Genomic DNA, 22,161 nt, shown 5'->3' with positions numbered 1-22,161 from the left:
GCCGAGCGAACTAGTCGCCGGTCCTGCGACCGCTGATGTCGAAGTCGGTCCGTCGGGGGCCGTTCTGGTCGTCGACGAAGATGGATGCCATCACGTCCCGGCCGCGAGGATGAATGCGCACCCTGACGTCTCCGACCTCTGCACGTCGCAGTGTGTCGACGACGGAGTCGCGCACCCACTGCTGCGCGGTGTCGGCGGTGTCGTCCATGCCGTGGTCGTCGATCAGCAAAACCTCGACGCCACGACTGCGCGCGACACGTGCTGCGTCGTCGATGCGGGGGTCGGACAGCGCAGGAGCTCGGAGACGATCGCGCAGATGCGCCTCGAGAAGTTCGCAGGATTTCCGTTCCGCGTCGGTCAGCTCGGGTCCGTGGGCGATGCGTTCGAGGAGTGGGCGCGCGAGCCGGTCGAGATGGCGCAACCGGGTGTCGCGTTCGTCCATCGCGGCCTGGGATGCCGTCACCGCGGCGGCACGACGCTGCGCCGATTCACGCAGCACGAGAATCGAATTGCTGTTGGGGCGCAGGGTGAGTGACAGGAACGTCGACATCAACAGCACGCCCGCGTCGGGGAAGACGTAGGTCGCCCCGGCGACGAAGCCCTGATCGGTCAGGAAGCCCCAGGCACCGTATGTCGCTGCTGTCGCGACGAAGCCCGCCCACGCGGCACCCGGTCGTCCTCGCACACACAGAAAGCAGAACAGCGTTGCCCCCGCACCGTGGGTCCACGCCTGTAGCGGAGTGAGGAAGGGTGCGGGGAGCGCCACCAGATGACACGCGGAGGCGAGCGGACCGGCAGCCGCCACCAGCACGGTGGGGAGGCGAGGAAGTGGATCGCCCGCGAACGAGATCAGTCCGATTGTCGCCAGCGCCAGAATGATGGTTCCGGCAGCGAGAGGCCACCACGACGACGCGCCACGCGAGGTCTGCACCGTGACCAGGACGAGCACTCCGACATAGAGGGTGACGATCACCCGAGCCCATCGCGTGTGGAGGCCGAGGACTCCGCGGATGTCTCCCGCGCTCATGGTCGCGTCCATTCGAGCCGGACCGAGGTGCCCGACGCGGGCGCGGAGTCCACCTCTGCTGTGCCGCCGGGGAGCAGAGTCATCCGTCCGCGCACACTCACGGCCAGTCCGAGTCGGTGGGCCGGCACCGACGCCGGATCGAATCCGATGCCGTCGTCCGCAACCGTCATGGCGAGGTGGTCGTCCGAGACGGAGATGTCCACGCGTCGCACGGCGTCGCGACCGGCATGTCGGACACTGTTCCGCAACGCTTCCGAGGCCGCCGATGCCAGCGTGCTCACGACGTCCGCCGGGTACCTCGACTCGTCGTCGGCGGTGATCGCTGCCTGCGGCGGGATGGCCGGGTCCACGTCGGCGACGGAGTGTCGTAGCCGCGCCAGAACGGAGTGGGCGTCGAGAGTGGCGATCGGGTCGGTGTCGCCCTGCGCGAGCGTCCGCATCTCGGCCAGGGTGTTCACAGCTTGCCGAGCCACAGACGGCGTCCGGCCCTGCCGCGCCGCGGTGAGGAGAGTGGTCATCACGCCGTCGTGGGTCAGGGCGTCGAGTCGGTTCCTCTCCAGCGCTCGGGCTTCGAGGGCGGCGGCGTCACCGGCCGTCGCGAAGGCGGAGTCGCGGGTGGCGTCGAGTACCCGCGCCGAGTGGATGCCCATGACCGACGCGGCGACCGGCACCAGGCAGAACGCGAGCGTCCACGCTGCGTCGACGACCACGGGATCATCACGGCCGGGAATTCGCACCGCATGATTGATGGCGCTCACCGCGAAGACCACGGCCGTCAGGTAGACGAACGGCCACACGGGTCGCCATGCTGCGGCCGCGGTGAGTGCCGGCAGACCGACGAGCGCCTGGATCCAGATGGCGTTCGAGTCGAGAAGGTTGCCGTTCCAGCCGAGAGGCCACAACGCCAGCGCGAGCGCGTATCCCACGGCGCTGGTGGAGGCGGCGGTGCGCAGACGACCCGTCGAGGCGCGACGGACCGCGAGTATGCCGGTGGTCACGCCTGTTCCGTACACGGAGACCATTGCCAGGGCGGTCCACCACCAGGCCATGACGTCGAGGGACTGGACGATGGAGGGCAGGGTGACGAGAAGGAAGAACAGATAACCGACGCCCGCGAACAGCGTGAACTGCTGCACGATCCGGGCACCCGCGGCCTGCTCGAACGGGTGGGGAGAGCTCAGCTGCGTCGGAAGCGACGCGGAATCGGCAGCCATCCATCCTCGATCGCTCGTTTGTACAGGTCGATCTTCGTCGGCGCCGGACGTCCGACCTCGCGGTATTTGCGGCGTATGCGGTCGACGTAGTCGGTCACGGTATCCGGGGAGAGCCCTGTTTCGCGCGCCACACGCACCGTCGGTTCGCCGGCCGCGTAGAGCTGGAGAACCTGTCGCAGCCGAGGTGACAGATCGACGAAGTCCGGGTCGGAATCGATCGCCGCGGCCCAATCCATCGTGGCCACCTGGTGCCCGGCCGCCGCGGCACGCACCGCCTCGTGGATCTCCTTCTTACGTGCGGACTTGCGGAGAACGCCGAGTACGCCCGCAGCGGCGGCAAGTTGGACGAGGTACGCCTCGTCACCGGATGTGTAGACGAGCGTGTTGACGCCGGCGTCGCGAAGGGTCTCCACGTTGGTCGTGGGGGACGAACCGTCACCGAGTCGCAGATCCAGAACGACGAGATCCAGGCTGGTGTCGAGCTGCAGGAGCCCGTGCACGGTGTCGGACCCGGCGGCGAACTCCATGTCCTCGCCCTCGTCGATGATCGACCTGAGCCCCTCGACGACGGACTCGTGGTCGTCGACGACACCGATCCGCCACGGCCGCGCTCCCGTCACCTGCCCCACCCCCGCTGAGCAATCATGGCGACATCCTTGCCTAGTTGCTCGAGTCCCGCTATCCAAGAGTCGGGTGAAATCGTCTCCTCTTCGGGAAATACGAATCGCTCGCCGACCGCGATGGCAACTGTGCTCGTTCGAGGGCGGCGCCGCGGACGGGTTCAACATAATGCCGCCGTATCTGCCGGGAGGTCTCGATGTGTTCGTCGACCAAGTCGTCCCGATCCTGCAGCGCCGTGGACTGTTCCGTACCGAGTACACGCAGACCACGCTGCGAGGCCACTACGGTCTGGCGCCCCTGAGGTCGACCAGCCGGGGCTGACCGGGATGCACGACGATGCACCGGATCGCGAACGATTGTCGCGATCCGGTGCATTTCCGGACGATTACGTGGCTGTACGTGCACCGGTCCACGACGCGGCCGCACGGCGCTCAGCTGACGATCGCGAACAACACCCCTGCCACGGCGAAGCTGACGACCGACAGCACGGTTTCCAACACGGTCCACGTCTGCAGCGTCTGCTTGACGGTGAGGTTGAAGAACTTGGCGATGATCCAGAACCCACCGTCGTTCACGTGGCTGAGGATGATGGAGCCCGCCGCGATCGCCATGGCGATGAGCGCGACCGACATCTGCGAGTAGTCCTGCGCCGCGACGAGCGGTCCGACGATGCCACCGGTCGTGACGATGGCGACGGTCGCCGATCCCTGGGCGATACGCAGCGCACAGCTGATGATGTACGCGAGCACGATGATCGGCAGTCCCGCCGCGGACATGGTGTCCGCGAGTGCGGTACCGATTCCGGTGGCCGAGATGACCTTGCCGAAGAACGCGCCCGCTCCGACGACGAGGAGCAGCATGCCGACCGGGCGGAGCGATTCGCCGGTGAGAGTGGACAATTCCTGCACCGTCGAACCACGGCGGATACCCAGGACGTAGAACGCGATGAGCACCGCGATGAGCAGAGCGACCGCGGGGGTGCCGAAGAACGTGAGGACCTGGAGCAGGTTGCCCTCGTCGAGCAGGATGGTGCCGAACGTGGCGCCGAGGATGAGCACCAGGGGCACGGCGATGATGGCGCCGATGGTCGCGACGGACGGGGGAGTGGTGACCACGGGACGCTTGGTCTCGACGGCGGTGCCGCCCGACGTGTGCGGTCCGTTGTCGTCGGCATCGTTGACGAAGTCCTCGGGCACCTCGACGATGATGCGCTTGCCGATGTAGCTGCCCCACACGAGACCGGCCGCGATGAAGCCGGGGATGCCGCAGATGAAGCCCATGAGGATCAGCCAGCCCAGGTTGACCTCGAGCAGGCCGCCCAGCGCGACGGGGCCGGGGTGCGGAGGCAGGAACGCGTGCGTCATCGACAGGCCCGCGAGCATCGGAAGTGCATACAACACCAACGACTTTCCGCCCTGTCGCGCCGCGACGTAAACGAGCGGGGCGAGAACGAAGATGCCGATGTCGAAGAAGACGGGGATGCCGAAGATGAGGCCGAGCAGACCCATCGCGATGGGTGCGCCGCGATCACCGAAGACGCCGAGAAGCTTGGCGGTGAGTGCCTGCGCACCACCGGACCTCTCGAGGATGGCGCCGAGAACGGTACCCAGTCCGATGATCACGGCGATGTGACCGAGGATGCCACCGAAGCCCGTCTCGAGAATCGAGTCGCCGCTCTTGATGGCGGTACCCACGATCTGCGACACCGGAAGGCCGGCTGCGACAGCGAGTCCCAGACCGACGATGAGGAGCGCGATGAACGGTTCGAGCTTGACCTTGATGATGACGACGAGCAGGACCGCGATCGCGATACCGCACAGCACGAGGAGTCCGGGAGTGGACGTCCTCAACCAGTCGACGACGGAACCCATGAGGTTGCCTTTCGAAGTATGTGGAGAGTCAGCGGGAGAGTGAGTGGACGAACGAGGTGGCGCGTGCGGTGATGTCGTCCCAGAGCCCGGCCGCGACCGCGGCCGGTGGAACGACGTCGGTGCCCGCGGTGACGGCGACGGCGCCGCGGGCGAGGTAGTCGGCGGCATTGTCGGCGTTGACGCCGCCGGACGGAACGAGGGGAACGTCGGGAAACGGACCGCGGAGATCGCCGAAGTAGCTGGGGCCGAACAGCTTCGCGGGGAACACCTTCACCGCGGCGGCACCCAGATCGAGCGCCGCCATGATCTCGGTGGGCGTGAGCGCGCCCATCATGACGGGCACGTCCCGTTCGTGCGCCACCGCGGCGACGTCGGGACGGAGACCGGGAGTGACGAGGAAGCGTGCGCCCGCGTCGATCGCGGCGCGAGCCTGGTCCCCCGTGATCACGGTGCCCGCGCCCATCACGGCACCGGACGACGACGCGGCGCGCAGGCAGTCCAGCACGTTCGGTGTGGTGAAGGTCAGTTCGACGGCGCGCAGTCCGCCGGCGACGAGGGCATCCGCCAAGGCGGCGGGGTCGGAGATGGACGGGGCGCGGACCACGACGAGTGCGCGGTCCTCCATGATCGTGGCGAGTGCGTCGTCGAATCGGGTCGTCATGAGGTTCTTCCGTGAGAGGTGCGGCGGAGGGAGCGGCCGGCGAGTGTTCCGGTGGGGACGCCGTCGCGCACGGCGAAGGAGCCGTTGACGAGAACGTGCGCGATGCCGACGGCCTGCTGCTTGGGGTGGTCGAAAGTGGCGGTGTCCCGGACGGTGGCCGGATCGAAGACCACGAGATCTGCTGCGTGGCCCTCGCGGACGAGACCACGATCGGTGAGACCGAGTCGTGCGCCGGGCCGTCCCGTGAGGTGATGGACGCAGTCCTCGAGCGACATCAGGCCCTCGTCGCGGACGTAGTGACCGAGGTAGCGCGGGAACGTGCCCCAGGCCCGCGGATGCGGACGCTCGCCCACCAGGATGGCGTCGCTGCCGCCCATGTGGTGGGGATGCACCATGATGGCGCGCACGTTCTCCTCGTGCCCGACGTGTTGCAGGATGGTGGTGCTCAACGCATCTCGCTGGAGCACGTCGAAGAACACGTCGACGGGAGCGCGGTCCTCCTCGGTCGCGATGTCGAGGACGGTCTTCCCGACGTAGCGGTCGAGGTCCGCGTTGGCGACACCGCTGAGCTGGATCGTCTCCCATTCCACCGTGACGCCGTGGCAGCCGTCCGAGCCGTAGCGATTCACGTCGTCGGTGATGCGGCGCCGCACGTCGGGATCGTCGAGACGGCCCAGCGCCGCATCGGGTCCGCCGGACATCGCCCAGCTGGGCAGCAGCGCGGACAGGGTGGTGGCGCCGGGCAGGTAGGGATAGGTGTCGAGCGTGATGTCGCACCCGTCGTCGATCGCAGCGTCGACCATGTCGAGGAACTCGCCGGCGCGGCCCTTGTTCTCGCCGAAGTTCATGGTGGCGTGGGTCAGGTGCAGAGCGCAGCCGGTCTCACGGGAGAGGTCGATCATCTCCCGATACGCGCCGAGAGCGTTCTTGCCGTAGGAGCGAGTGTGCGGAGCGTAGAAGCCACCGAACTCGGCGACGACCTCGCACAGCGCACGCAGTTCGCCCGTGTCGGCGTACATCCCGGGCGTGTAGGTCAGTCCGCTCGACATGCCGACTGCGCCCTCGGACATGCCTTGTGCCACCAGCTCTCGCATGTGCTCGATCTCGGCAGCGGTGGCGGGACGCTGATCCGCTCCGACGGCCAGATAGCGCAACGTTCCCTGCGGCACCAGGTACGCGGCGTTGGGGGTGATGCCCCGGTCGAGCCGGTCCAGATACTCGGCGACCGAGCGCCACGTGATGACGAGATCGGTGGGATTGCCGTTCCATCCGGAGATCTGACGGCGGATGACCGCGAGCGTCTCGTCGGTGACGGGTGCGTAGGAGAGCCCGTCCTGACCCAGCACCTCGGTGGTGACGCCCTGGGTGATCTTCGGAACGTGTCCGGGCGCGGTCAGCAGTCCGAGGTCGGAGTGGGCGTGCATGTCGATGAAACCCGGTGCGACGACGTGGCCCCGAGGCACGTCGACGACGATCCGCGCGTCGGCGACGGTGCCCGGTGCCGCGACCCGCGTGATGCGTCCGTCGTCGACGAGAACGTCGGCGCGGACTCGGTCGGACCCGGTGCCGTCGACGACGTCACCGCCGCGAAAGAGGATGTCCGCCATGATCAGAAGAAGGTGTGGATCAGGTCGACGATGCGCGGGTTCGCCGCGTCGGCGTCGTCGACGACCGGAAGCAGACGCCACTTGTCGAACGCCGTGCAGGGATGCGACAGGCCGAGCCGTGCGACCGTCCCGACGGGAACGTCGTCGCGGGCCGTGCCCGGCGTCCGGAGGAAGGCGTGCTGATCGTTGAGCGCCGAGATATGGTGCCCCGCTTCCGCGTCCCGGCCGCCGATGCGCTGCGGTGTCGGCAGCCCCTCGTCGAACGGGAAGTCGCGCTTGCCCGCATCGAGCAGTGCGAGTTCGGGTTCCGGGCGCGACACCACGCGTGCCCAGCCGTGCATCGCGGAGGACAGGTGCTGCTCGCCGACGCGGGAGGCGATGAGCGGGGAGATGTCGGCGTAGAAGCCGTCGTCGTGCACCACGTAGGCGCCCGAGCGCAGCACGACGGCCGTGTCCTCGTCGACGACCGACGAGAGCCGCTCGACCACCAGGTCCTGGTACGCGCTCCCACCCGCGGTGACGATCGCCCGTCCCTCGTACAGGCCGTCGGCGGCGAGACCGGCGTGCAGGGCGGCGACCTCGTCTAGGTAGGCGCGCACGGCGTCCAGTCCTGCGGGTGTGCGGTCGTGGGCCAGCGCGCCCTCGTATCCGCCGACTCCTGCGAGGGTGACCGACGGCGATGAGGAGATCGCGGCCGCGACGCGTCGTGCCTCGTCCACGCTGCGTGCCCCGGTGCGGCCGTGCGGCCCACCGAGTTCGACGATCACCGGGATCGGTCGTGTCACGGCGCCCAGGATCTCCGTCATGCGTGTCACGGTGTCGACACTGTCTGCCCAGCAGACGAACTCGACGTCGTCGTGGTCGTCGAGGTCCGCCGAGATCCAGCGGAGTGTCACCGGGTCGATCAGGGCATTGGCGAGAAGGATGCTCTGCACGCCGAATGCGCGAGCAAGTTGTACCTGCCACCCGGTGGCGAGGGTGATTCCCCAGCTGCCCGCCTCGAGCTGCTCGGCCCAGAGCTGCGGCGCCATCGTGGTCTTGCCGTGCGGTGCCAGACGCATGCCGGCCGCATCGGCCCACCGCGCCATCACGTCGATGTTCGACGTGAGGTGGCGGCGATCCAGCGTGACGACCGGGGTCGCGAACTCGGCGAGAGTGGGCGCCGTCGCCAGATAGTCGCGCACGGTGAGGCCCCACGCGGCGGGTGGGACGGACTTGTACTCGGGGCCGAGAGTGCGGTCGTGCAGCGCCTCGACGGCGGCCTTGTCGATCATCGAATCCTCCTGCGCCGGATGCGGCGCTGTAGCGTTGCGTATGTTGCAACGCTGATTGCAAAGTGCGTTCGGTGTCGTTAGTCTGCAACGAACAGGGACAACTCGCAAGACATCGAAGGGAATTGATGTGAGATCACCCGGCGCGGCGACTCCACGGGTGGTGTGTGTCGGCGAGGGGCTCGTGGTCATGGTCGCGCAGCCCGGCCCCCTCGAACACTCGGACACGTTCGAGCGGTCGGCCGGGGGAGCCGAGGCCAACGTCGCGCGGGTCCTCGCCCAGTTGGACGTCGAGGCGTCCTGGCTCTCGCGCGTCGGTGACGACGGCTTCGGCCGCTACCTGACGGAAACGCTGCGCGCGAGTGGGGTGGACACGTCGGCGGTGATCGTCGACCAGACCCGCACCACCGGGATGTACGTCAAGGAGCGTGGTTCGGGCAGCGGTCACGCGTCCGACCTACCCGCCGGGGAGAGCCGAATGACATACTTCCGCAGCGGTTCCGCCGCCAGTGCGCTGTGTGTCGACGATGTCGTCGGTGCGACGCAGATGCTCGCGGCGGCCGACCTCGTGCACGTCAGCGGCATCACGCTCGCCCTGTCGGACACCGCGCGCGACGCTGCGGCCGCGCTGGCGTCGTCGCCCGGTCTGCTGAGTTTCGACCTCAATCACCGTCCCCGGCTGTGGACCACCCGGAGCGCTGATGTCGTTCTCGGAGAACAGGTCCGGCGCAGCGACATCGTGCTGATGGGCGCCGACGAAGCGCAGGAGGTGTTCGGCACCGGAGACCCCGACGCGCTGCGTGCCCTGTTCCCCGAGCCGCGCCGCCTGGTGATCAAGAACGACGCCCACGTGGTCGTGGGATTCGACGGCGCCGAGCGTGTCGACGTCCCGGCTCTGCGGTTGTCGGTGGTCGAGAAGATCGGTGCGGGAGACGCGTTCGCGGGTGGCTACCTGGCCGGTGTCCTCCGCGGCGACGATCAGCAGCGTGCGATCAGGCTGGGGCACCTGTGCGCGGCCGGCGCTCTCACCGCGCACGGCGACGCGGCCCATCTGCTTCCGCTGCGCCGTCTCGACGCACTGGTGACATCCTCGAACGAGGAGTGGTCGCGCATCGACTACGACGCAGAGAGGGGAATCGCCGTATGAGTCAGAGTGTGTCCCGCGCGCTCAGCCTGCTCCGGGTGTTGGCCGACGGTCCGCGATCGCTGGACGAGTTGGCTGCCCACCTCGACGTGCACAAGACCACGGTCCTGCGACTGCTGCGCGCGATGGAGGCGGAGCGCTTCGTCCAGCACGACCACGAACATCGCTACCGGCTCGGGTCGACGCTTTTCGAGCTCTCCAACCGGTCGTTGGAGCAGCGGGACATCCGGACGCTGGCGCGGCCGTACCTCGCGACACTGAACGCGGAGACCAAGCAGACGATCCACCTCGCCACCTACGAGTCCGGGGAAGCCGTCTACATCGACAAGTTCGACGCGACGCAGAGTGTGCGGATGTACTCGCGCATCGGACGCCCGGCACCGTTGCACTGCACCGCCGTCGGAAAGATCCTGATCTCCGGGCTGCCTGCGGACGAGCAGCTCCGCGTCGCCCATCGCATCGAGTACACCCGCTTCACCGACCGCACCATCGACACGCCCGAGCGCTACCTCGAGGAACTGGCCCTCGTGGCCCGTCAGGGATACGCCGAGGACCACGAGGAACACGAGTCGTTCGTCAACTGCATCGGCGTGCCGGTGCGCGACGGAACCGGCTCGATCGTCGCCGCGGTGTCGATGTCCGTGCCCGACATGCTGCTCGACCACGCCCGCGTCCTCGGCACCCTGCCGCAGGTGCGCGCGGTGGCCGAGACCATCTCCGCCGAACTCGGCTGGAGTCCGACCCCGACGAAGGAACCCGCATGACCGACAAGATCGCCGTCCTCACGACCGACGCGCCTGCACCCGCCCACACCTTCTCGCAGGGCGTGCGCAAGGGCCCGTTCGTCCAGGTGTCCGGGCAGGGACCCGTCGACCCGGCGACCAACGAGTACCTGTACCCCGGCGACGTCGCGGCGCAGACCACGCGGACGCTGACCAACGTCAAGGCCATCGTCGAGGCGAGTGGTGCGACCTTCGACGACGTCGTGATGCTGCGGGTGTACCTGACGAAGCGTGAGGACTTCGCCGTCATGAACGAGGCGTACGGCGCCTTCGTCCTCGAACACACGAAGGGTGACGTCCTGCCCAGTCGCACAACGGTCTTCACGGGACTCCCGCGCGAGGAGATGCTCGTCGAGATCGACGCGATCGCGGTGGTCTGACACGTCGACCCACCGTCAGGGCACCATGAACCCATGAGACGACGGTGGGTACGGCTGCAGGGCACGTTCTGGTTCGTTCCCGCGGTCCTGGGCGTCGTCGCCGTCGTCCTGGCTCAACTCCTGGTCGCCCTGGACCGGTGGCTCCTCGATCGGGGCATCGGGATCGGTGGGTCGCTGCTCTACCACGTGGGCGCCAGTGGCAGCCGGGACATCCTCGGCGCCATCGGCGGGTCGATGCTCGGAGTCGCGGCGACGTCCTTCTCCATCACCATCTCGGTCCTCGCGACGGCCAGTTCGACCTACGGCCCGCGACTGGTGCGCAACTTCATGGCGGACCGCGGGAACCAGGTGGTGCTCGGCATCTTCGGGGCGACCTTCCTCTACGCACTGATGGTGCTGCGCTCGATCCGGTCGCTCGACTCGGACGGCGACGTCTTCATACCCGACATCGCGGTGAACGTCGCCGTGCTCCTCGCGGTGCTCGACGTCGGCGTCCTGGTGTACTTCATCCACCACATCGCCCAGTCGATCCAGGTGGCGACGCTGTCCTCGCGCGTGCGCGACGAACTCTCCGCAGCCGTCGACGAGCTCTACCCGACGGAGCCGCCGGCCGACGCGGCGTCGGATTCCGAGGTGACGCTGCCCGACCACGTCGACACGGTGCGTGCTCCGCGTTCCGGAGTCGTCGTCGACGTGGACGAGGACGCGGCGTTGTCCTCGGCCGTCGACGCCGACGCCGTCGTGGTGCTGCTCTGCAGACCGGGCGAGCACGTGATCGAGGGAGACGCCATCGCGGAGTCACGACGGTGGAGCGGATCCGCCTCCGCGTCGCACCTGCGCGAGATCGAGTCCGCGGTCGAGATCGGCGACGAGCGCACTCCGCAGCACGACATCGAGTTCGCCGTCGAGCAGCTGGCCGAGATGGCAGTGCGGGCTCTGTCCTCGGGTACCAACGACCCGTACACGGCTCGCAATGCCCTGGACGATCTGTCCGTCGGGATGGCGACTCTCGTCGGCCGTCCGCCGCCGTGTGGTGCCCGGACCGACGATGCCGGGACGGTACGGATCGTTCTGCGTCGGGTGCCCGTGGTCGACCTGATCGACCACGCACTCGGCGCGGTACGGATCTACGCGATGGCGAGCCCCATGGTGGTCGCTGCCGGTATCCGGATGGCGGAGCGGCTCGGTGCGGCAGCGACCGCGACCGCGTCGATCGACCGCGTCCGGTACCACCTCGACCTCCTCGACGAGGCGTGTCGGCGGGAGATGACGGATCCGGCAGGGCGGGCCTCGTGCCTCGACCAGATCGACCGTGCGCGTGAGCGTCTCCCGACGGTCGCCGTGTCCGGCTCACCGTCAGGCACAGTGGAGTCGTAGATCCGCTGCCGAAAGGACCCTGTGCAGACCCGCCTCGCCTCCCTCGGGCTTCTCGCCATCCTGCTCGGCGCCGCGACGGTCGTCGTCCTCGATGTCGTCACCGCGCTCGGGTCGCCGTCGCATCTGCGCCGCACCATCAGCGAGTACGGGTTGGGCGCGCAGCAATGGGTGTTCACGGTCGGGGTGTTGCTCCTCGCCGTCGGATCCGGCGCTGTTCTCGTCGCTGCCGTCCGGCAGTCGTTGCTGCGCGCGTCGTCGGTCGCCGCGGTCGCGATGACCCTGTGGACTGTCGGCCTGATCGCAGTCGTCGCCGTGCCGAAGCAGGACTGGAGCAACGACGCAACGCTCGGCCTCGGCGGCGCTGTGCACCGCGGTGGGGCCGCGGTGGCCTTCGTCAGCATCCCGGTGGCAGTCATCGCCTTCGCCGCTCCGTGGATCCGATCACCGCAGTGGCGACGGCAGGCACGTCGGACGATGACGCTCGGCCTGCTGTCCGTGGCGGCTGTCCTGCCCATCGCGTACGCGCTGCTGATCGGCATGACGACGACTACGCCGTGGTACCGCGTCGTCACGCTCGGGTACGTCGAACGACTACTGGTGGTCGTCGAGGTGATCGCCCTGATCTCGGTGGCGTGGTGGGTGCGGACGAGTGCCTATCGGAGTTCGTCGGTGACGCGCTCGACCAGCGCCGGATCCGCGATGCCGAGGACCGACGCCCACATCGAGGCGGCATCGGGACCGTAGGCGTGGCCGTGTCCTTCCGGAACCTCGGCGGCGAGTGCCATGTCGAGTGTCACCTGCCAGAACGTGACCAGGGGAATCCACGTCATTCCCTTGTCGACGTCGACACCGCGGGGCTCCCGGAGCCAGTCCGGCTTGCCGAACAGCAGGTCGAACGACCACCAGACGATGGGGTCGCTGGGGTGCTGCCAGTAGACGACTCGGGGGCTCTCCCAGTCGACCAGCCCCGGTGCGTCGAGATCCGACGGTTCGGCGGCGAAGCGGACGTTCTGTCCGCCGTAGATCACCGGCAGGATCTCGGGGCTGCCCGGATCGCGGGAGTCGGTCACGCGAGACCACTGCTCGGAGAAGTTCGGCGTCCCCACCCACAGCGCTCCGTCGGTGCGCGCCAACATGTCCTGCACACCGGAGAAGGCGTCCTGGCCACCGTAGGACCCGAGCGACTCCCCGAAGACCAGCAACTTCGGACGGTCGTTCTCGGGCAATTCCTGCACGCGCTGGTACACGGCTTCGAAGACCGCGCGGCCGGCGATGAGCGGGGTGTCGCGGTCGGCCAGGAACGCCAGCGGGCTGGGCAGGAACGAGTACTGGATCGCCGCGATCGCACTATCCCCGCCGGTGAGGTATTCCAGCGACGACGCGACGGAATTGTTGACCCACCCGCGGCCGGTCGTCGTGGCGACAGCCAGGTACTTCCGGTCGAACGCGCCGGTGCGATCCAACTCGGCGACGAGACGCTCGGCCAGCGAGTCGACTGTCGACCGTCCGAGGCCCAAGCCGTCCGCGTCGACCGACTTGCGTCCGGCGTAGACACGGATCGGTGTGAGCGCCGGGGAGCCGGTGAGGTCGGTGATGTCCTGCGACGTCGGACCGCTCGCGACGAACGTGCGGCCCTCCTTGCCCAGGCTGTCCCACTGCTCGTTCGACTGGGGCGAGCCCGAACGCTCCGGTGCGGTGGGTTGTACGACGCCCTCGGCGCTTCCGGTGTCCGCCGCCGCAGCAGAGCCGTTCGAGATGCGGGCGATCCCGGTGGCGAGCAGTCCCTCGACTGCGAAGACCAGCACGACACCCACAGCGACGACCGCGATACCGCGCGAGACGGGAGGGGGCAGAACTCGACCGATCAGCGTGATCAGCCGGTCGGTGACCCATCGGATCCCGCGGGCGAGCAGGAGAACCAGGACGAAGAGGATGGCGGCAACGACGAAGACGCCGGCGTAGTCCCACGACCTGCTCGGTTCGATACCCACCAGGTCACGGGAGATGTTCTGCCACCACGCTCCCAGTACGAGGAACAGGGGCAGCACGATCACGGCGGCGAGGGCGATCGCGTACCACCCCCAGCGCTTCAGGCGATCCGGCCACTCGCGCGTGAGCTCCATCCGGCGGACACCCCACACCACCAGGACGCCGACGCCGTATCCGCAGGCAACCGACAGTCCCGTCGCCACGGCCTGCAGATACCAGGGCCGGGGGAGCAGCGACGGCGACATCGACCAGCAGTAGAAGACGAGGCCGACGACGAGTCCGATCGGCTCGAAGCGCGACAACCACGGCGCGAGTCTTCTCACGTCATCCTCCGCAACTCGTGCGAGGGCACAGGGAACCCGACGCCGGTGCAGGAGAGTCTAGGTGGCCTAGCGTGCTTCCAGCCGGGCTCTGAGCGTGCGATCCGTGACGGAGATGCCCTGGCTGATGAACGGCTCGACCACCTTTGCCATGGCCTTGCCGGTGAGTCCGCCGGGGAACTCGTAGCCGAACTCGACGTCCGCGACGCAATGATCGTCGTCGACGGGGGTCACGGTCCACCGTGAACTCGTCTCGAAACCTGCCACCGAGGACAGTGAGATGACCGATCCCGGAACCCATTCGACGATGTCCACTGTCGACCGGAGCGTTTTCGGGCCCAGCTTCATCTCGGCCTCGAAGCGGTCACCGAGCGCGCGCTTCACCTCGCCGACGGGTGTGAACGAGGTGACTCCGAACATCCAGTCCGGAACGTTCTCGTGGGAGGAGAGGTAGTCGAACGTCGCCTCCGCGGAGGCTGCGATCTCGACGTGTCTGGTGATGACGGCCATGTCTGTCCTTACTCGATTTCCAGTCGCAGGGAGTCCGATACGGGCACTGATTGGCATGCCAGTCGGACTCCCTTCTTCAGCTCGTAGTCGTCCAACGTGTCATTGACGTGCATGTGCACCTCACCGCTCAGGAGGGTGAAAGCACATGCACCGCAATTGCCTTCGCGGCAGACGAACGGCGCGTCGATGCCTTCGCTCAGCATCGCGTCGAGAAGTACCGTATCCGGAGGGCAATGGAACGAGTGCGTTTCGCCCTCCACCTCGGCCTCGACCGGGGTTCCGATGCCGGATCCCGTGGGAGTCGGGGCTACCGCGCGGAACGGATTGCTCGTCAGCGACGCGAACACCTCGCGGTGGATGTTCTCCTGCGACACCCCGGACGTCACGAGGCTGCGGCGAGCGACCTCCATGAACGGTTCCGGCCCGCACAGGTACGCGTCCGCGTTCTCCACCGACGTGTCCAGGAGGTCGCGCAGGCCCGCGTCGGTCGGTAGTCCCGACTCCGCCTCGTACCAGTGGGCGACGGTCAACCGCGTCGGAAAGCGGCGGAGGAGCTCGTCGAGAGTGTCGGCGAACATCACCGAGTCGCGGGAGCGATTGGCGTAGAGCAGGACGACGCGTTCTCCGTGTGACGTCAACGCCGTCTTCAGGATGGACATGATCGGGGTGATGCCGCTTCCGGCGGCGACGAGGACGAGTGGACGGTCCCACCGTGTCGGCACGAAGGTGCCTGCGGGGTGGAGCGACGTCAGCGTCATGCCTGCCGCTGCGGTGTCGCAGATCCAGTTGGACGCGAACCCGCCGGCGGTCCGCTTGACCGAGATGGCAGCGCGCTCGCGGGTGGCCGGACTGCTTGACAACGAGTAGCACCGTGCCGCCGGCTCGCCGTCCGGACTCGGGATCTCGAGAGTCAGGAACTGGCCCGGCCGGTAGTCGAGGGGGGTCGAGAACACCAGGGTGACAGCGTCGGCGGTTTCGCGGATCACCTCGTCCACCTGCAGTCGAACGGTGTGGACGGCAACGTCCACGGAGTCGATCGTCACGGCGGGGTCCCTTCGATGAACCAACAAGGATTGTTTCATTGAACTATAGGCCATTGACAAATGGCACGGTTGTCAGTGACGCTTCCGGCATGACATCGGCACCTTCGATCCCGAGCCGCGGATCCCTGCGGTCTCGATGTGCGGCGCGGTCGACCGCACTCACCCTCCGACCGCTAGCATGCCGACTCCCCTTCGGTCGCGGCGGGGAACGCGTCGCTCGGGTCATGGTCGAGATCGCGATGCGAGCGTGCGGCGGGCTCGCCCCCGGGACCACCGTGCGCAGCGTCGACGAGGACGGCGTCATCGGGGAATGGGTCGACGCCGGAAGCGTGAATCGGCCCGGCGCGATTCTCTACCTGCACGGAAGCGCCTACGCGATCTGCTCGGCGCGCACTCACCGCGGACTCGCCTCGCGGCTGTCCGCGGCGACCGGGCTCCCGGTGTTCGTCGTCGACTACCGATTGGCGCCGGAGTTCCCCTTCCCGGCGGCGGCGGACGACGTCGAGGCCGCCTACCGGTGGTTGCTGACGAGCGGATTCGACGCCGACTCGATCGTGGTCGCGGGGGACTCGGCCGGTGGGCACCTCGCGCTCGACCTGGTCCTGGACAACGCGCGCCGGTCGTTGCCGCAACCACGCGCCGTCGCGTTGTTCTCACCGCTGATCGACCTCACGTTCACGCTCGCGGAGAACCGCGAGCGGCAGCGGCGTGATCCGATGATCTCCGCCAGGGCTGCGAGGGCACTCACCTCGCTCTACACGCGGGACGAGCAGCCCGACATGCCGCGCCTCCGGCTTGCCGTGGAAGCGGGAACGACGCTGCCTCGCTTCATCGTTCAGGCCGGTGGAGCCGAGATGCTGGTCGCGGACGCCGAGCATCTGCGCGACATCCTCGTCACCGCCGGTGGTGACTGCACCCTCGAAATCTGGCCCGACCAGATGCACGTCTTCCAAGCGCTGCCCCGCATCGCACCCGAAGCCGACAGAGCGCTCCGCCGCGTCGCCGACCTCCTGGCCGTCACGTCCACATCAGAAACGAGACTGTAGATGTTCACTCGAACCAGACCCCGCCTCACCCACGGTGCCGACGCCGTCGTCACGGGTGCCGGCAGCGGCATCGGCCGCGCGTTCGCCGTCGAACTCGCCCGTCGCGGTGGGCGAGTCGTCTGCGCCGACATCTCGCTCGAGCGTGCCGAAGCCACCGTGCGGATGCTCGACGGCCCGGGATTCGCCGTGCAGTGCGACGTGTCCGTGCAATCGCAGGTCGAAGATCTCGCGCTGTTCGCCGAGCTCGAATTCGGCGGCGCACCGACCGTGCTGATCAACAACGCGGGCGTCGGTATCGGCGGAAAGCCCGTCGGCAGCATCGGTTTCGACGACTGGAACTGGGCACTCGGGATCAACCTGTGGGGCGTCGTGCACGGCTGCGAGACCTTCGTTCCGCAGATGCGCGCCTCCGGGCGCGGCGGAATCATCAACGTCGCGTCCGCCGCCGGATTCGCCGCGGCCCCGACGATGGGCCCGTACAACGTCGGCAAGGCGGGCGTGATGTCCCTCTCGGAAACCCTTGCCGCCGAACTGTCCGGCTCCGGCGTCGGCGTGACGGTGCTGTGCCCCACCTTCGTCAAGACCAACGTCGCTGTCGACGGGCGCATCACCGAACGATCCTCCGAGCTGGCGCAGAAGTTGATGCGCTGGACCGGGTTCACGCCGGAACGGGTGGCCGTTACCACCCTCGATGCGCTGGACAAGGGCCGCCTCTACGTCGTGCCCCAGATCGACGCCAAGGCGATCTGGTTGCTCAAGCGCCTCGTCCCCACGCTCTACACCCGAGGTGCCGGTCTCCTCGACCGACTTCTCCCCGGCGAGCCCGCCCCACAAGCCCTTTCCGCTGTTACCACCTCGACAGGAGTATGACGATGGCCTTCGACTTCGACGCAATGCTGGACAAGATCAAGGACCGACAGTGGTCCCTTGCCGACATCGACTGGGATGCGCCCGGCGCGGAGATGATCCCGCCGGAGCAGCACGCGAAACTCAAGCCCTTCCTCTCCGACCTCATGTGGATCGAGAACGTCGGTGCCCGCGGCTTCGCTGCCATGGCACGGAAGGCGCCGACGGAGACGCTGCGTGAGATCTACCGGTACTTCCACGCAGAGGAGCAGAAGCACGCCAATGCCGAACTGGCACTGATGCGTCGGTGGGGCATGCTCGAGAACGACGAGATTCCGCAGCCGAACGTCAACGTCAAGCTGATCATCGACTGGCTGGACAAGTACTCCGACCAGACCCCGCTCGCCGTGCTAGGCACCGTCATCCCGATGCTCGAGGTCGCACTCGACGGAGCACTGGTGAAGTTCATCGTCGACGAGATCGACGACCCGGTGTGCCAGGAAGTGTTCAAGCGCATCAACGCCGACGAGTCCCGCCACCTCGCCGTCGACTTCGAGGTGATCGACCTCCTCGGCCACGCCAAGATGCGGCGGATCCTGGTCGAGACCGTCGGGGCATGGATGCACCCGTCGCTCCTCATCGGAACCCTGCGATACATCCCGTTGCTGAACAAGATGCGCGACAACATCGTCGAGATGGGCGTCGACGAAGAACGCCTCTACACCGCGATGAAGCGCTTCAAGAAGGTCGGCGAGCGCAGTGAGTTCCCGAAGCGCCTGCCGATGTACCGATTCATCAGCTGGCACGGCAGCGTCGTCATCAACCGCGACCACCCGTACCACAAGTTCGCCGACTCGATGGTGACGCTGACGGCCAAGTACCCGAAGCGTCTGCTGCGTCCGCAGCCGACGTGGTCCAAGGAACTCACCTACGAGCCCGTCGCATGACCGAAATCCTGTCGACCGCGATCATCGGCGGTGGCTTCGCCGGAATCGGTGCCGCTATCCGCCTGCAGCAGCGCGGCATTCGAGACATCGCGATCCTCGAACGAGGAACCCGCCCCGGTGGAACCTGGCGTGACAACACTTATCCCGGTGCCGCGTGCGACATCCCGTCGCGGCTCTACTCCTACAGCTTCGCCCCGAACCCCGATTGGTCGCACACGTACTCGGGCAGCGCCGAGATCCTCGGCTACATCGACTCGATGGTCGAGAAGTTCGGGCTGGACAAGTTCCTGCGCTTCGACCACACCGTCGTCGATGTCACATGGCACGAGGAGCGCTCGCTCTGGGAGATCACCGTCGACGGACGGCCACCGGTGCTCGCGCGAACCGTGGTCATGGCGTCGGGTCCGCTGGCCAACGTGTCGTTGCCCAAGATTCGCGGCGTCGAGACGTACGCGGGCAGAATGATCCACAGTGCTCGGTGGGATCACGAGTACGACTTCACGGGCAAGAAGGTCGCGGTCGTCGGCACCGGTGCCAGTGGCGTGCAGATCGTTCCCGAATTGGTGAAGATCGCCGAGTCGGTGAAGGTGTTCCAGCGCACGCCCGGCTGGGTGTTGCCGCGCACCAACTTCCGTACTCGTGGACTCACCCGGGCGATCTACCGCACCGTCCCCGGCAGCCAGGCTCTCGCCCGCAAGGCGTGGTTCTGGGGACACGAGTCCGTCGCCCTCGGCGTGGTCTGGAACTCTCCGCTGACACGCGTCGTCGAAGGGGTGTCCAAGCTGCACCTGCGTTCCCAGGTGTCGGACCCGTGGCTGCGTCGTCAATTGACGCCGGAGTTCCGTGCCGGCTGCAAGCGACTGCTCATGACGAGCAAGTACTACCCGGCTCTGCAACAGGACAACTGCACACTGGTCACCTGGCCCATCGCGGGAATGTCCGAGAAGGGCATCCGGACCGTCGAGGGTGTCGAGCACCAGTTCGACGCCATCGTGTTCGCCACGGGATTCGACGTCTCCAAGACGGGCTCACCGATTCCCATCACCGGCCGCGACGGTCGAGTGCTGGGTGAGGAGTGGAGCAGGGGCGCGCACGCCTACAAGTCGATCGCGGTGTCGGGCTACCCGAACATGTACTTCACGTTCGGACCGAACTCCGGCCCCGGCCACAGTTCCGCGTTGGTCTACATGGAGGCGCAGATCGACTACCTCGTCGACGCGATCGCCACGGCGGTCAACCAGAACTTCGTTCTCGACGTCCGCGCCGGAGTGCAGGCCGCCTACAACGCGGACCTGCAGCAGCGACTGACGAAGACCACCTGGAACTCGGGCTGCTCGAGCTGGTACCTGACCGAGGACGGGTTCAACGCGACCATGTTCCCCGGTTTCGCCACCCAGTACGTCAAGCAACTCGAGACGGTCGTCATGGCCGACTACTCGGTGACCGCGGCAACGAGCGGTAGTGAGCCGCTCCCGACGTCGGCAGGCGAGGTTGTCGGGGCACGTTAGTCTGGTGGAAACGCTGCACGGGAGGAGTTCGTCGATGACCGAGTACCGCATCGACGAACTCGCCCGTGCGGCCGGCACGACGTCGCGCAACGTCCGTGCCTACCGTGAGCGGGGGCTGCTCCCACCGCCGCAGAAACGCGGCCGCCTCGGTATCTACGACGACACGCATCTCGCGCGTCTACGTCTGATCGACATCCTGCTGCAACGCGGGTACACCACCACCCACATCAGCGACTTCATCGACGGGTGGGAAAGCGGCAAGGACCTGACCGAGGTTCTCGGACTCCAGCGCGCATTGACCGAGCCGTGGTCGACGACCGACGATGAGATGTCCCTGTCTGTCACCGAAGCGCGCGACGCGTTGGGGGACCCGGACGGGGAGCAACTGGCCCGCCTCGTCACCTACGGACTGGCGCGCATAGAAGGCGACCGGTGCACCTTCACCGATCCGAAATTGTTGCAGGGGTTCACCTCCCTGGCCGAATACGGGTTCGGGATCCGCGAGCTCATGGACATTCACGAGCGCATGTACGCCGCCGTCGACGGAATCTCGAAAGACATGATCTCGACTGTGAAGCATCACATTGTTGCGCGGTACGGCGAAGGCTGGATTCCCGAGGGGGAGGACGTCCTCCGCGCTACCCGGATGTTGCAGATCATGCGCACTCTCGCAGTGGATTCCGTGCATTCTCTGCTCGGCCGAACGCTGGACCGAAACCTGCAGGAACAGCTCGGCGAATACCTCGAAGTGGCGATCGACAACACCCCGCGATCGGACCGTAACTCCGCCTGATCACGCTTTTCGGACTTTTGCGGCATTGTGGAGTCATGAACCGCACCAGATTGTCCGCTGCTGTCGCTCTCGCAGGCGCTACCGCCCTCGTCCTCACCTCATGCTCGTCGAGTGAGGAGACGGCGCCGAATGCTGCTGCACCTGCGCCTTCTTCGTCCAGTCCGGCCGCGTCCACTCCTGCCTCGTCCAGTGCGTCCGCGAGTGCAGCGACCGTCTACACATTGCCGGGAACAGGCGTGTTCGCCGAGGGCATCACGGCCGACGACGACACGTTCTACGTCACCTCGACCTCGGACGGCGCTGTCTTCCGCGGCACCGTCGGCACGCCCGATGTCGCCCCGTTCCTGCCCGGCGGCCAGGACGGTCGTACAGGAGCGGCCGGGTTGGACGTCGACGACAACCGTCTGATCGTGGCCGGCGGCGCCACCGGGACCGTGTGGATCTACGACGCGCAGTCCGGCGAGCTCCGCGGAAAGTTCACCAACGGACTCGGACAGGACGCCACGTTCCTCAACGATGTCGTCATCGCGGACAACGGCGATGCGTTCATCACCGACTCCCGCAGTCCCAACCTGTGGCGCATCCCGGCGGATGCATCCGGTGACGGCCGGCTCGAGTCATTCGTCGACTTCACCGGATCGCCCTTCGCCTACGGGGAGGGCTTCAACGCCAACGGGATCGTCGAAGCCGACGACGACGGAGTGCTGGTGATCGTGCAGTCCAGCACCGGCAACCTGTACCGCGTCGATCCGTCCAAGGCCGTGACCCAGGTCGACCTCGGCGGGGAGGCGCTGAAGAACGGCGACGGCATGGAGATGGAGGACGACACGCTCTACGTCGTCCGCAACCGAGACAGCCTCATCGCCACCGTGGACCTCGCCGACGACGGACGGTCCGGCCGAGTCACGGGTCAGATCACCGACCCCAGCTTCGCCTACCCCACGACAGTGGCAGACGTCGACGACCAGCTTCTGGTCGTGAACAGCCAGTTCGACAAGCGCGGCGGGGTGCCCGTGGAGCCCTTCACCGTGAGTGCTGTGGCTGAGTAGTTCCTCGGCTGGCTGCAGGGGGTGTGCACCGGTGCTGGTGAGGGCTGCAGGGGGTGTGCACACGGGTTGTGGTGAGTGCACACCCGTTGCTGCTGGCGGTAGGGGGTGTGCGCTTGGTGCAGGGGGTGTGCACTCGGCGTCCGGCTCCGTGGTGG

At 67.4% G+C, this 22,161-nt stretch carries 21 protein-coding genes and 1 pseudogene; 12 read left to right on the top strand and 10 right to left on the bottom strand.

Features of this window, described 5'->3' with window-relative positions; translation table 11 throughout:
- Window positions 1-10: 10 nt before the first annotated feature.
- The 3 genes from RU01_RS16370 to RU01_RS16360 are packed head-to-tail and all read right to left on the bottom strand — an operon-like array spanning window position 11 to window position 2,861.
- Complete coding sequence (locus RU01_RS16370; RefSeq protein WP_156148957.1) at window positions 11-1,027, bottom strand: hypothetical protein; 1,017 nt, start codon at window positions 1,025-1,027, stop codon at window positions 11-13.
- On the bottom strand, window positions 1,024-2,241 hold the full coding sequence (locus RU01_RS16365; protein WP_082043176.1) for a sensor histidine kinase: 1,218 nt from the start codon (window positions 2,239-2,241) through the stop codon (window positions 1,024-1,026). Before RU01_RS16365 ends, RU01_RS16370 begins: the two co-directional genes overlap by 4 nt.
- Complete coding sequence (locus RU01_RS16360) at window positions 2,205-2,861, bottom strand: response regulator (RefSeq protein ID WP_042575657.1); 657 nt, start codon at window positions 2,859-2,861, stop codon at window positions 2,205-2,207. Before RU01_RS16360 ends, RU01_RS16365 begins: the two co-directional genes overlap by 37 nt.
- 136 nt (window positions 2,862-2,997) lie before the next feature.
- Between RU01_RS16360 and RU01_RS22575 the strand changes: the two are divergent.
- Window positions 2,998-3,183, top strand: a pseudogene (locus tag RU01_RS22575) (LLM class flavin-dependent oxidoreductase); the annotation flags it as partial.
- 110 nt (window positions 3,184-3,293) lie between these two features.
- On the opposite strand, the gene RU01_RS16355 reads toward RU01_RS22575, so the two are convergent.
- Genes RU01_RS16355 through RU01_RS16340 form a run of 4 tightly spaced genes read right to left on the bottom strand, consistent with a single transcriptional unit; the run spans window position 3,294 to window position 8,275 of the window.
- Window positions 3,294-4,733: a GntP family permease gene (locus RU01_RS16355; RefSeq protein WP_042575601.1), complete on the bottom strand. Its 1,440-nt coding sequence runs from the start codon at window positions 4,731-4,733 to the stop codon at window positions 3,294-3,296.
- A 28-nt stretch (window positions 4,734-4,761) separates the two neighbouring features.
- Window positions 4,762-5,394: a bifunctional 4-hydroxy-2-oxoglutarate aldolase/2-dehydro-3-deoxy-phosphogluconate aldolase gene (locus tag RU01_RS16350; protein WP_042575600.1), complete on the bottom strand. Its 633-nt coding sequence runs from the start codon at window positions 5,392-5,394 to the stop codon at window positions 4,762-4,764.
- Entirely contained in the window at window positions 5,391-7,001 is a 1,611-nt protein-coding gene (locus RU01_RS16345) for an N-acyl-D-amino-acid deacylase family protein (RefSeq protein ID WP_042575599.1), read from the bottom strand. Before RU01_RS16345 ends, RU01_RS16350 begins: the two co-directional genes overlap by 4 nt.
- A gap of 2 nt (window positions 7,002-7,003) precedes the next feature.
- Window positions 7,004-8,275 (bottom strand): alanine racemase, encoded by a 1,272-nt coding sequence (locus RU01_RS16340; RefSeq protein ID WP_042575598.1) that lies wholly within the window; start codon window positions 8,273-8,275, stop codon window positions 7,004-7,006.
- Window positions 8,276-8,402: 127 nt separating this feature from the next.
- Here RU01_RS16340 and RU01_RS16335 point away from each other — a divergent pair, with 127 nt between their 5' ends.
- From RU01_RS16335 to RU01_RS16315, 5 genes are read left to right on the top strand one after another with little or no spacing between them, the layout of a single operon-like run.
- Complete coding sequence (locus tag RU01_RS16335; RefSeq protein WP_231568744.1) at window positions 8,403-9,419, top strand: sugar kinase; 1,017 nt, start codon at window positions 8,403-8,405, stop codon at window positions 9,417-9,419.
- Entirely contained in the window at window positions 9,416-10,180 is a 765-nt protein-coding gene (locus RU01_RS16330; RefSeq protein ID WP_042575597.1) for an IclR family transcriptional regulator, read from the top strand. The genes RU01_RS16335 and RU01_RS16330 overlap by 4 nt, the downstream gene beginning before the upstream one ends.
- Window positions 10,177-10,578: a RidA family protein gene (locus RU01_RS16325; RefSeq protein WP_027504901.1), complete on the top strand. Its 402-nt coding sequence runs from the start codon at window positions 10,177-10,179 to the stop codon at window positions 10,576-10,578. The genes RU01_RS16330 and RU01_RS16325 overlap by 4 nt, the downstream gene beginning before the upstream one ends.
- 33 nt (window positions 10,579-10,611) lie before the next feature.
- The gene (locus RU01_RS16320; RefSeq protein ID WP_042575596.1) at window positions 10,612-11,955 is read left to right on the top strand and encodes a DUF2254 domain-containing protein; all 1,344 of its coding nucleotides are present in this window, start codon (window positions 10,612-10,614) and stop codon (window positions 11,953-11,955) included.
- Window positions 11,956-11,976: 21 nt separating this feature from the next.
- A complete protein-coding gene (locus RU01_RS16315) occupies window positions 11,977-12,699 on the top strand; it encodes a DUF998 domain-containing protein (protein WP_052493322.1) in 723 nt (240 codons plus the stop codon).
- On the opposite strand, the gene RU01_RS16310 is transcribed toward RU01_RS16315, so the two are convergent.
- From RU01_RS16310 to RU01_RS16300, 3 genes are all read right to left on the bottom strand, one after another.
- Complete coding sequence (locus RU01_RS16310) at window positions 12,609-14,189, bottom strand: alpha/beta hydrolase (protein ID WP_042575655.1); 1,581 nt, start codon at window positions 14,187-14,189, stop codon at window positions 12,609-12,611. The two genes, RU01_RS16315 and RU01_RS16310, sit on opposite strands and share 91 nt — an antisense overlap.
- 144 nt (window positions 14,190-14,333) lie before the next feature.
- Window positions 14,334-14,774 (bottom strand): SRPBCC family protein, encoded by a 441-nt coding sequence (locus RU01_RS16305; RefSeq protein WP_042575594.1) that lies wholly within the window; start codon window positions 14,772-14,774, stop codon window positions 14,334-14,336.
- A gap of 8 nt (window positions 14,775-14,782) precedes the next feature.
- A complete protein-coding gene (locus RU01_RS16300; protein ID WP_231568743.1) occupies window positions 14,783-15,817 on the bottom strand; it encodes a ferredoxin--NADP reductase in 1,035 nt (344 codons plus the stop codon).
- A 224-nt stretch (window positions 15,818-16,041) separates the two neighbouring features.
- Here RU01_RS16300 and RU01_RS16295 point away from each other — a divergent pair, with 224 nt between their 5' ends.
- Genes RU01_RS16295 through RU01_RS16270 form a run of 6 tightly spaced genes read left to right on the top strand, consistent with a single transcriptional unit; the run spans window position 16,042 to window position 22,006 of the window.
- Window positions 16,042-16,863, top strand: a complete 822-nt coding sequence (locus RU01_RS16295; protein WP_269430145.1) for an alpha/beta hydrolase — start codon at window positions 16,042-16,044, stop codon at window positions 16,861-16,863.
- Window positions 16,864-17,733, top strand: a complete 870-nt coding sequence (locus RU01_RS16290; RefSeq protein ID WP_042575592.1) for an SDR family NAD(P)-dependent oxidoreductase — start codon at window positions 16,864-16,866, stop codon at window positions 17,731-17,733. It abuts the gene before it with no gap.
- A gap of 2 nt (window positions 17,734-17,735) precedes the next feature.
- The gene (locus RU01_RS16285) at window positions 17,736-18,656 is read left to right on the top strand and encodes a hypothetical protein (RefSeq protein ID WP_042575591.1); all 921 of its coding nucleotides are present in this window, start codon (window positions 17,736-17,738) and stop codon (window positions 18,654-18,656) included.
- Window positions 18,653-20,164, top strand: a complete 1,512-nt coding sequence (locus RU01_RS16280; RefSeq protein ID WP_042575590.1) for a flavin-containing monooxygenase — start codon at window positions 18,653-18,655, stop codon at window positions 20,162-20,164. The genes RU01_RS16285 and RU01_RS16280 overlap by 4 nt, the downstream gene beginning before the upstream one ends.
- A gap of 34 nt (window positions 20,165-20,198) precedes the next feature.
- The gene (locus RU01_RS16275; protein ID WP_042575589.1) at window positions 20,199-20,957 is read left to right on the top strand and encodes a MerR family transcriptional regulator; all 759 of its coding nucleotides are present in this window, start codon (window positions 20,199-20,201) and stop codon (window positions 20,955-20,957) included.
- Between the two features lie 35 nt (window positions 20,958-20,992).
- Complete coding sequence (locus RU01_RS16270) at window positions 20,993-22,006, top strand: SMP-30/gluconolactonase/LRE family protein (protein WP_042575588.1); 1,014 nt, start codon at window positions 20,993-20,995, stop codon at window positions 22,004-22,006.
- Window positions 22,007-22,161 lie beyond the last annotated feature (155 nt).

The organism is Rhodococcus sp. MEB064 (assembly GCF_000834565.1).
Taxonomy (GTDB): Bacteria; Actinomycetota; Actinomycetes; order Mycobacteriales; family Mycobacteriaceae; genus Rhodococcoides.
The sequence above is the reverse complement of the archived record's forward strand: the minus strand, read 5'-3'. Positions and strand labels throughout refer to the sequence as shown.

What these genes read in the sequence shown, in the direction of transcription:
- RU01_RS16275 (WP_042575589.1), top strand. Translation starts at nt 20,199, where the DNA reads ATGACCGAGTACCGCATCGACGAACTCGCCCGTGCGGCCGGCACGACG.
- RU01_RS16305 (WP_042575594.1), bottom strand. Translation starts at nt 14,774, where the DNA reads ATGGCCGTCATCACCAGACACGTCGAGATCGCAGCCTCCGCGGAGGCG.
- RU01_RS16365 (WP_082043176.1), bottom strand. Translation starts at nt 2,241, where the DNA reads ATGGCTGCCGATTCCGCGTCGCTTCCGACGCAGCTGAGCTCTCCCCAC.
- RU01_RS16295 (WP_269430145.1), top strand. Translation starts at nt 16,042, where the DNA reads ATGGTCGAGATCGCGATGCGAGCGTGCGGCGGGCTCGCCCCCGGGACC.
- RU01_RS16320 (WP_042575596.1), top strand. Translation starts at nt 10,612, where the DNA reads ATGAGACGACGGTGGGTACGGCTGCAGGGCACGTTCTGGTTCGTTCCC.
- RU01_RS16290 (WP_042575592.1), top strand. Translation starts at nt 16,864, where the DNA reads ATGTTCACTCGAACCAGACCCCGCCTCACCCACGGTGCCGACGCCGTC.
- RU01_RS16280 (WP_042575590.1), top strand. Translation starts at nt 18,653, where the DNA reads ATGACCGAAATCCTGTCGACCGCGATCATCGGCGGTGGCTTCGCCGGA.
- RU01_RS16285 (WP_042575591.1), top strand. Translation starts at nt 17,736, where the DNA reads ATGGCCTTCGACTTCGACGCAATGCTGGACAAGATCAAGGACCGACAG.
- RU01_RS16345 (WP_042575599.1), bottom strand. Translation starts at nt 7,001, where the DNA reads ATGGCGGACATCCTCTTTCGCGGCGGTGACGTCGTCGACGGCACCGGG.
- RU01_RS16325 (WP_027504901.1), top strand. Translation starts at nt 10,177, where the DNA reads ATGACCGACAAGATCGCCGTCCTCACGACCGACGCGCCTGCACCCGCC.
- RU01_RS16350 (WP_042575600.1), bottom strand. Translation starts at nt 5,394, where the DNA reads ATGACGACCCGATTCGACGACGCACTCGCCACGATCATGGAGGACCGC.
- RU01_RS16340 (WP_042575598.1), bottom strand. Translation starts at nt 8,275, where the DNA reads ATGATCGACAAGGCCGCCGTCGAGGCGCTGCACGACCGCACTCTCGGC.
- RU01_RS16330 (WP_042575597.1), top strand. Translation starts at nt 9,416, where the DNA reads ATGAGTCAGAGTGTGTCCCGCGCGCTCAGCCTGCTCCGGGTGTTGGCC.
- RU01_RS16270 (WP_042575588.1), top strand. Translation starts at nt 20,993, where the DNA reads ATGAACCGCACCAGATTGTCCGCTGCTGTCGCTCTCGCAGGCGCTACC.
- RU01_RS16370 (WP_156148957.1), bottom strand. Translation starts at nt 1,027, where the DNA reads ATGAGCGCGGGAGACATCCGCGGAGTCCTCGGCCTCCACACGCGATGG.
- RU01_RS16310 (WP_042575655.1), bottom strand. Translation starts at nt 14,189, where the DNA reads ATGTCGCCGTCGCTGCTCCCCCGGCCCTGGTATCTGCAGGCCGTGGCG.
- RU01_RS16355 (WP_042575601.1), bottom strand. Translation starts at nt 4,733, where the DNA reads ATGGGTTCCGTCGTCGACTGGTTGAGGACGTCCACTCCCGGACTCCTC.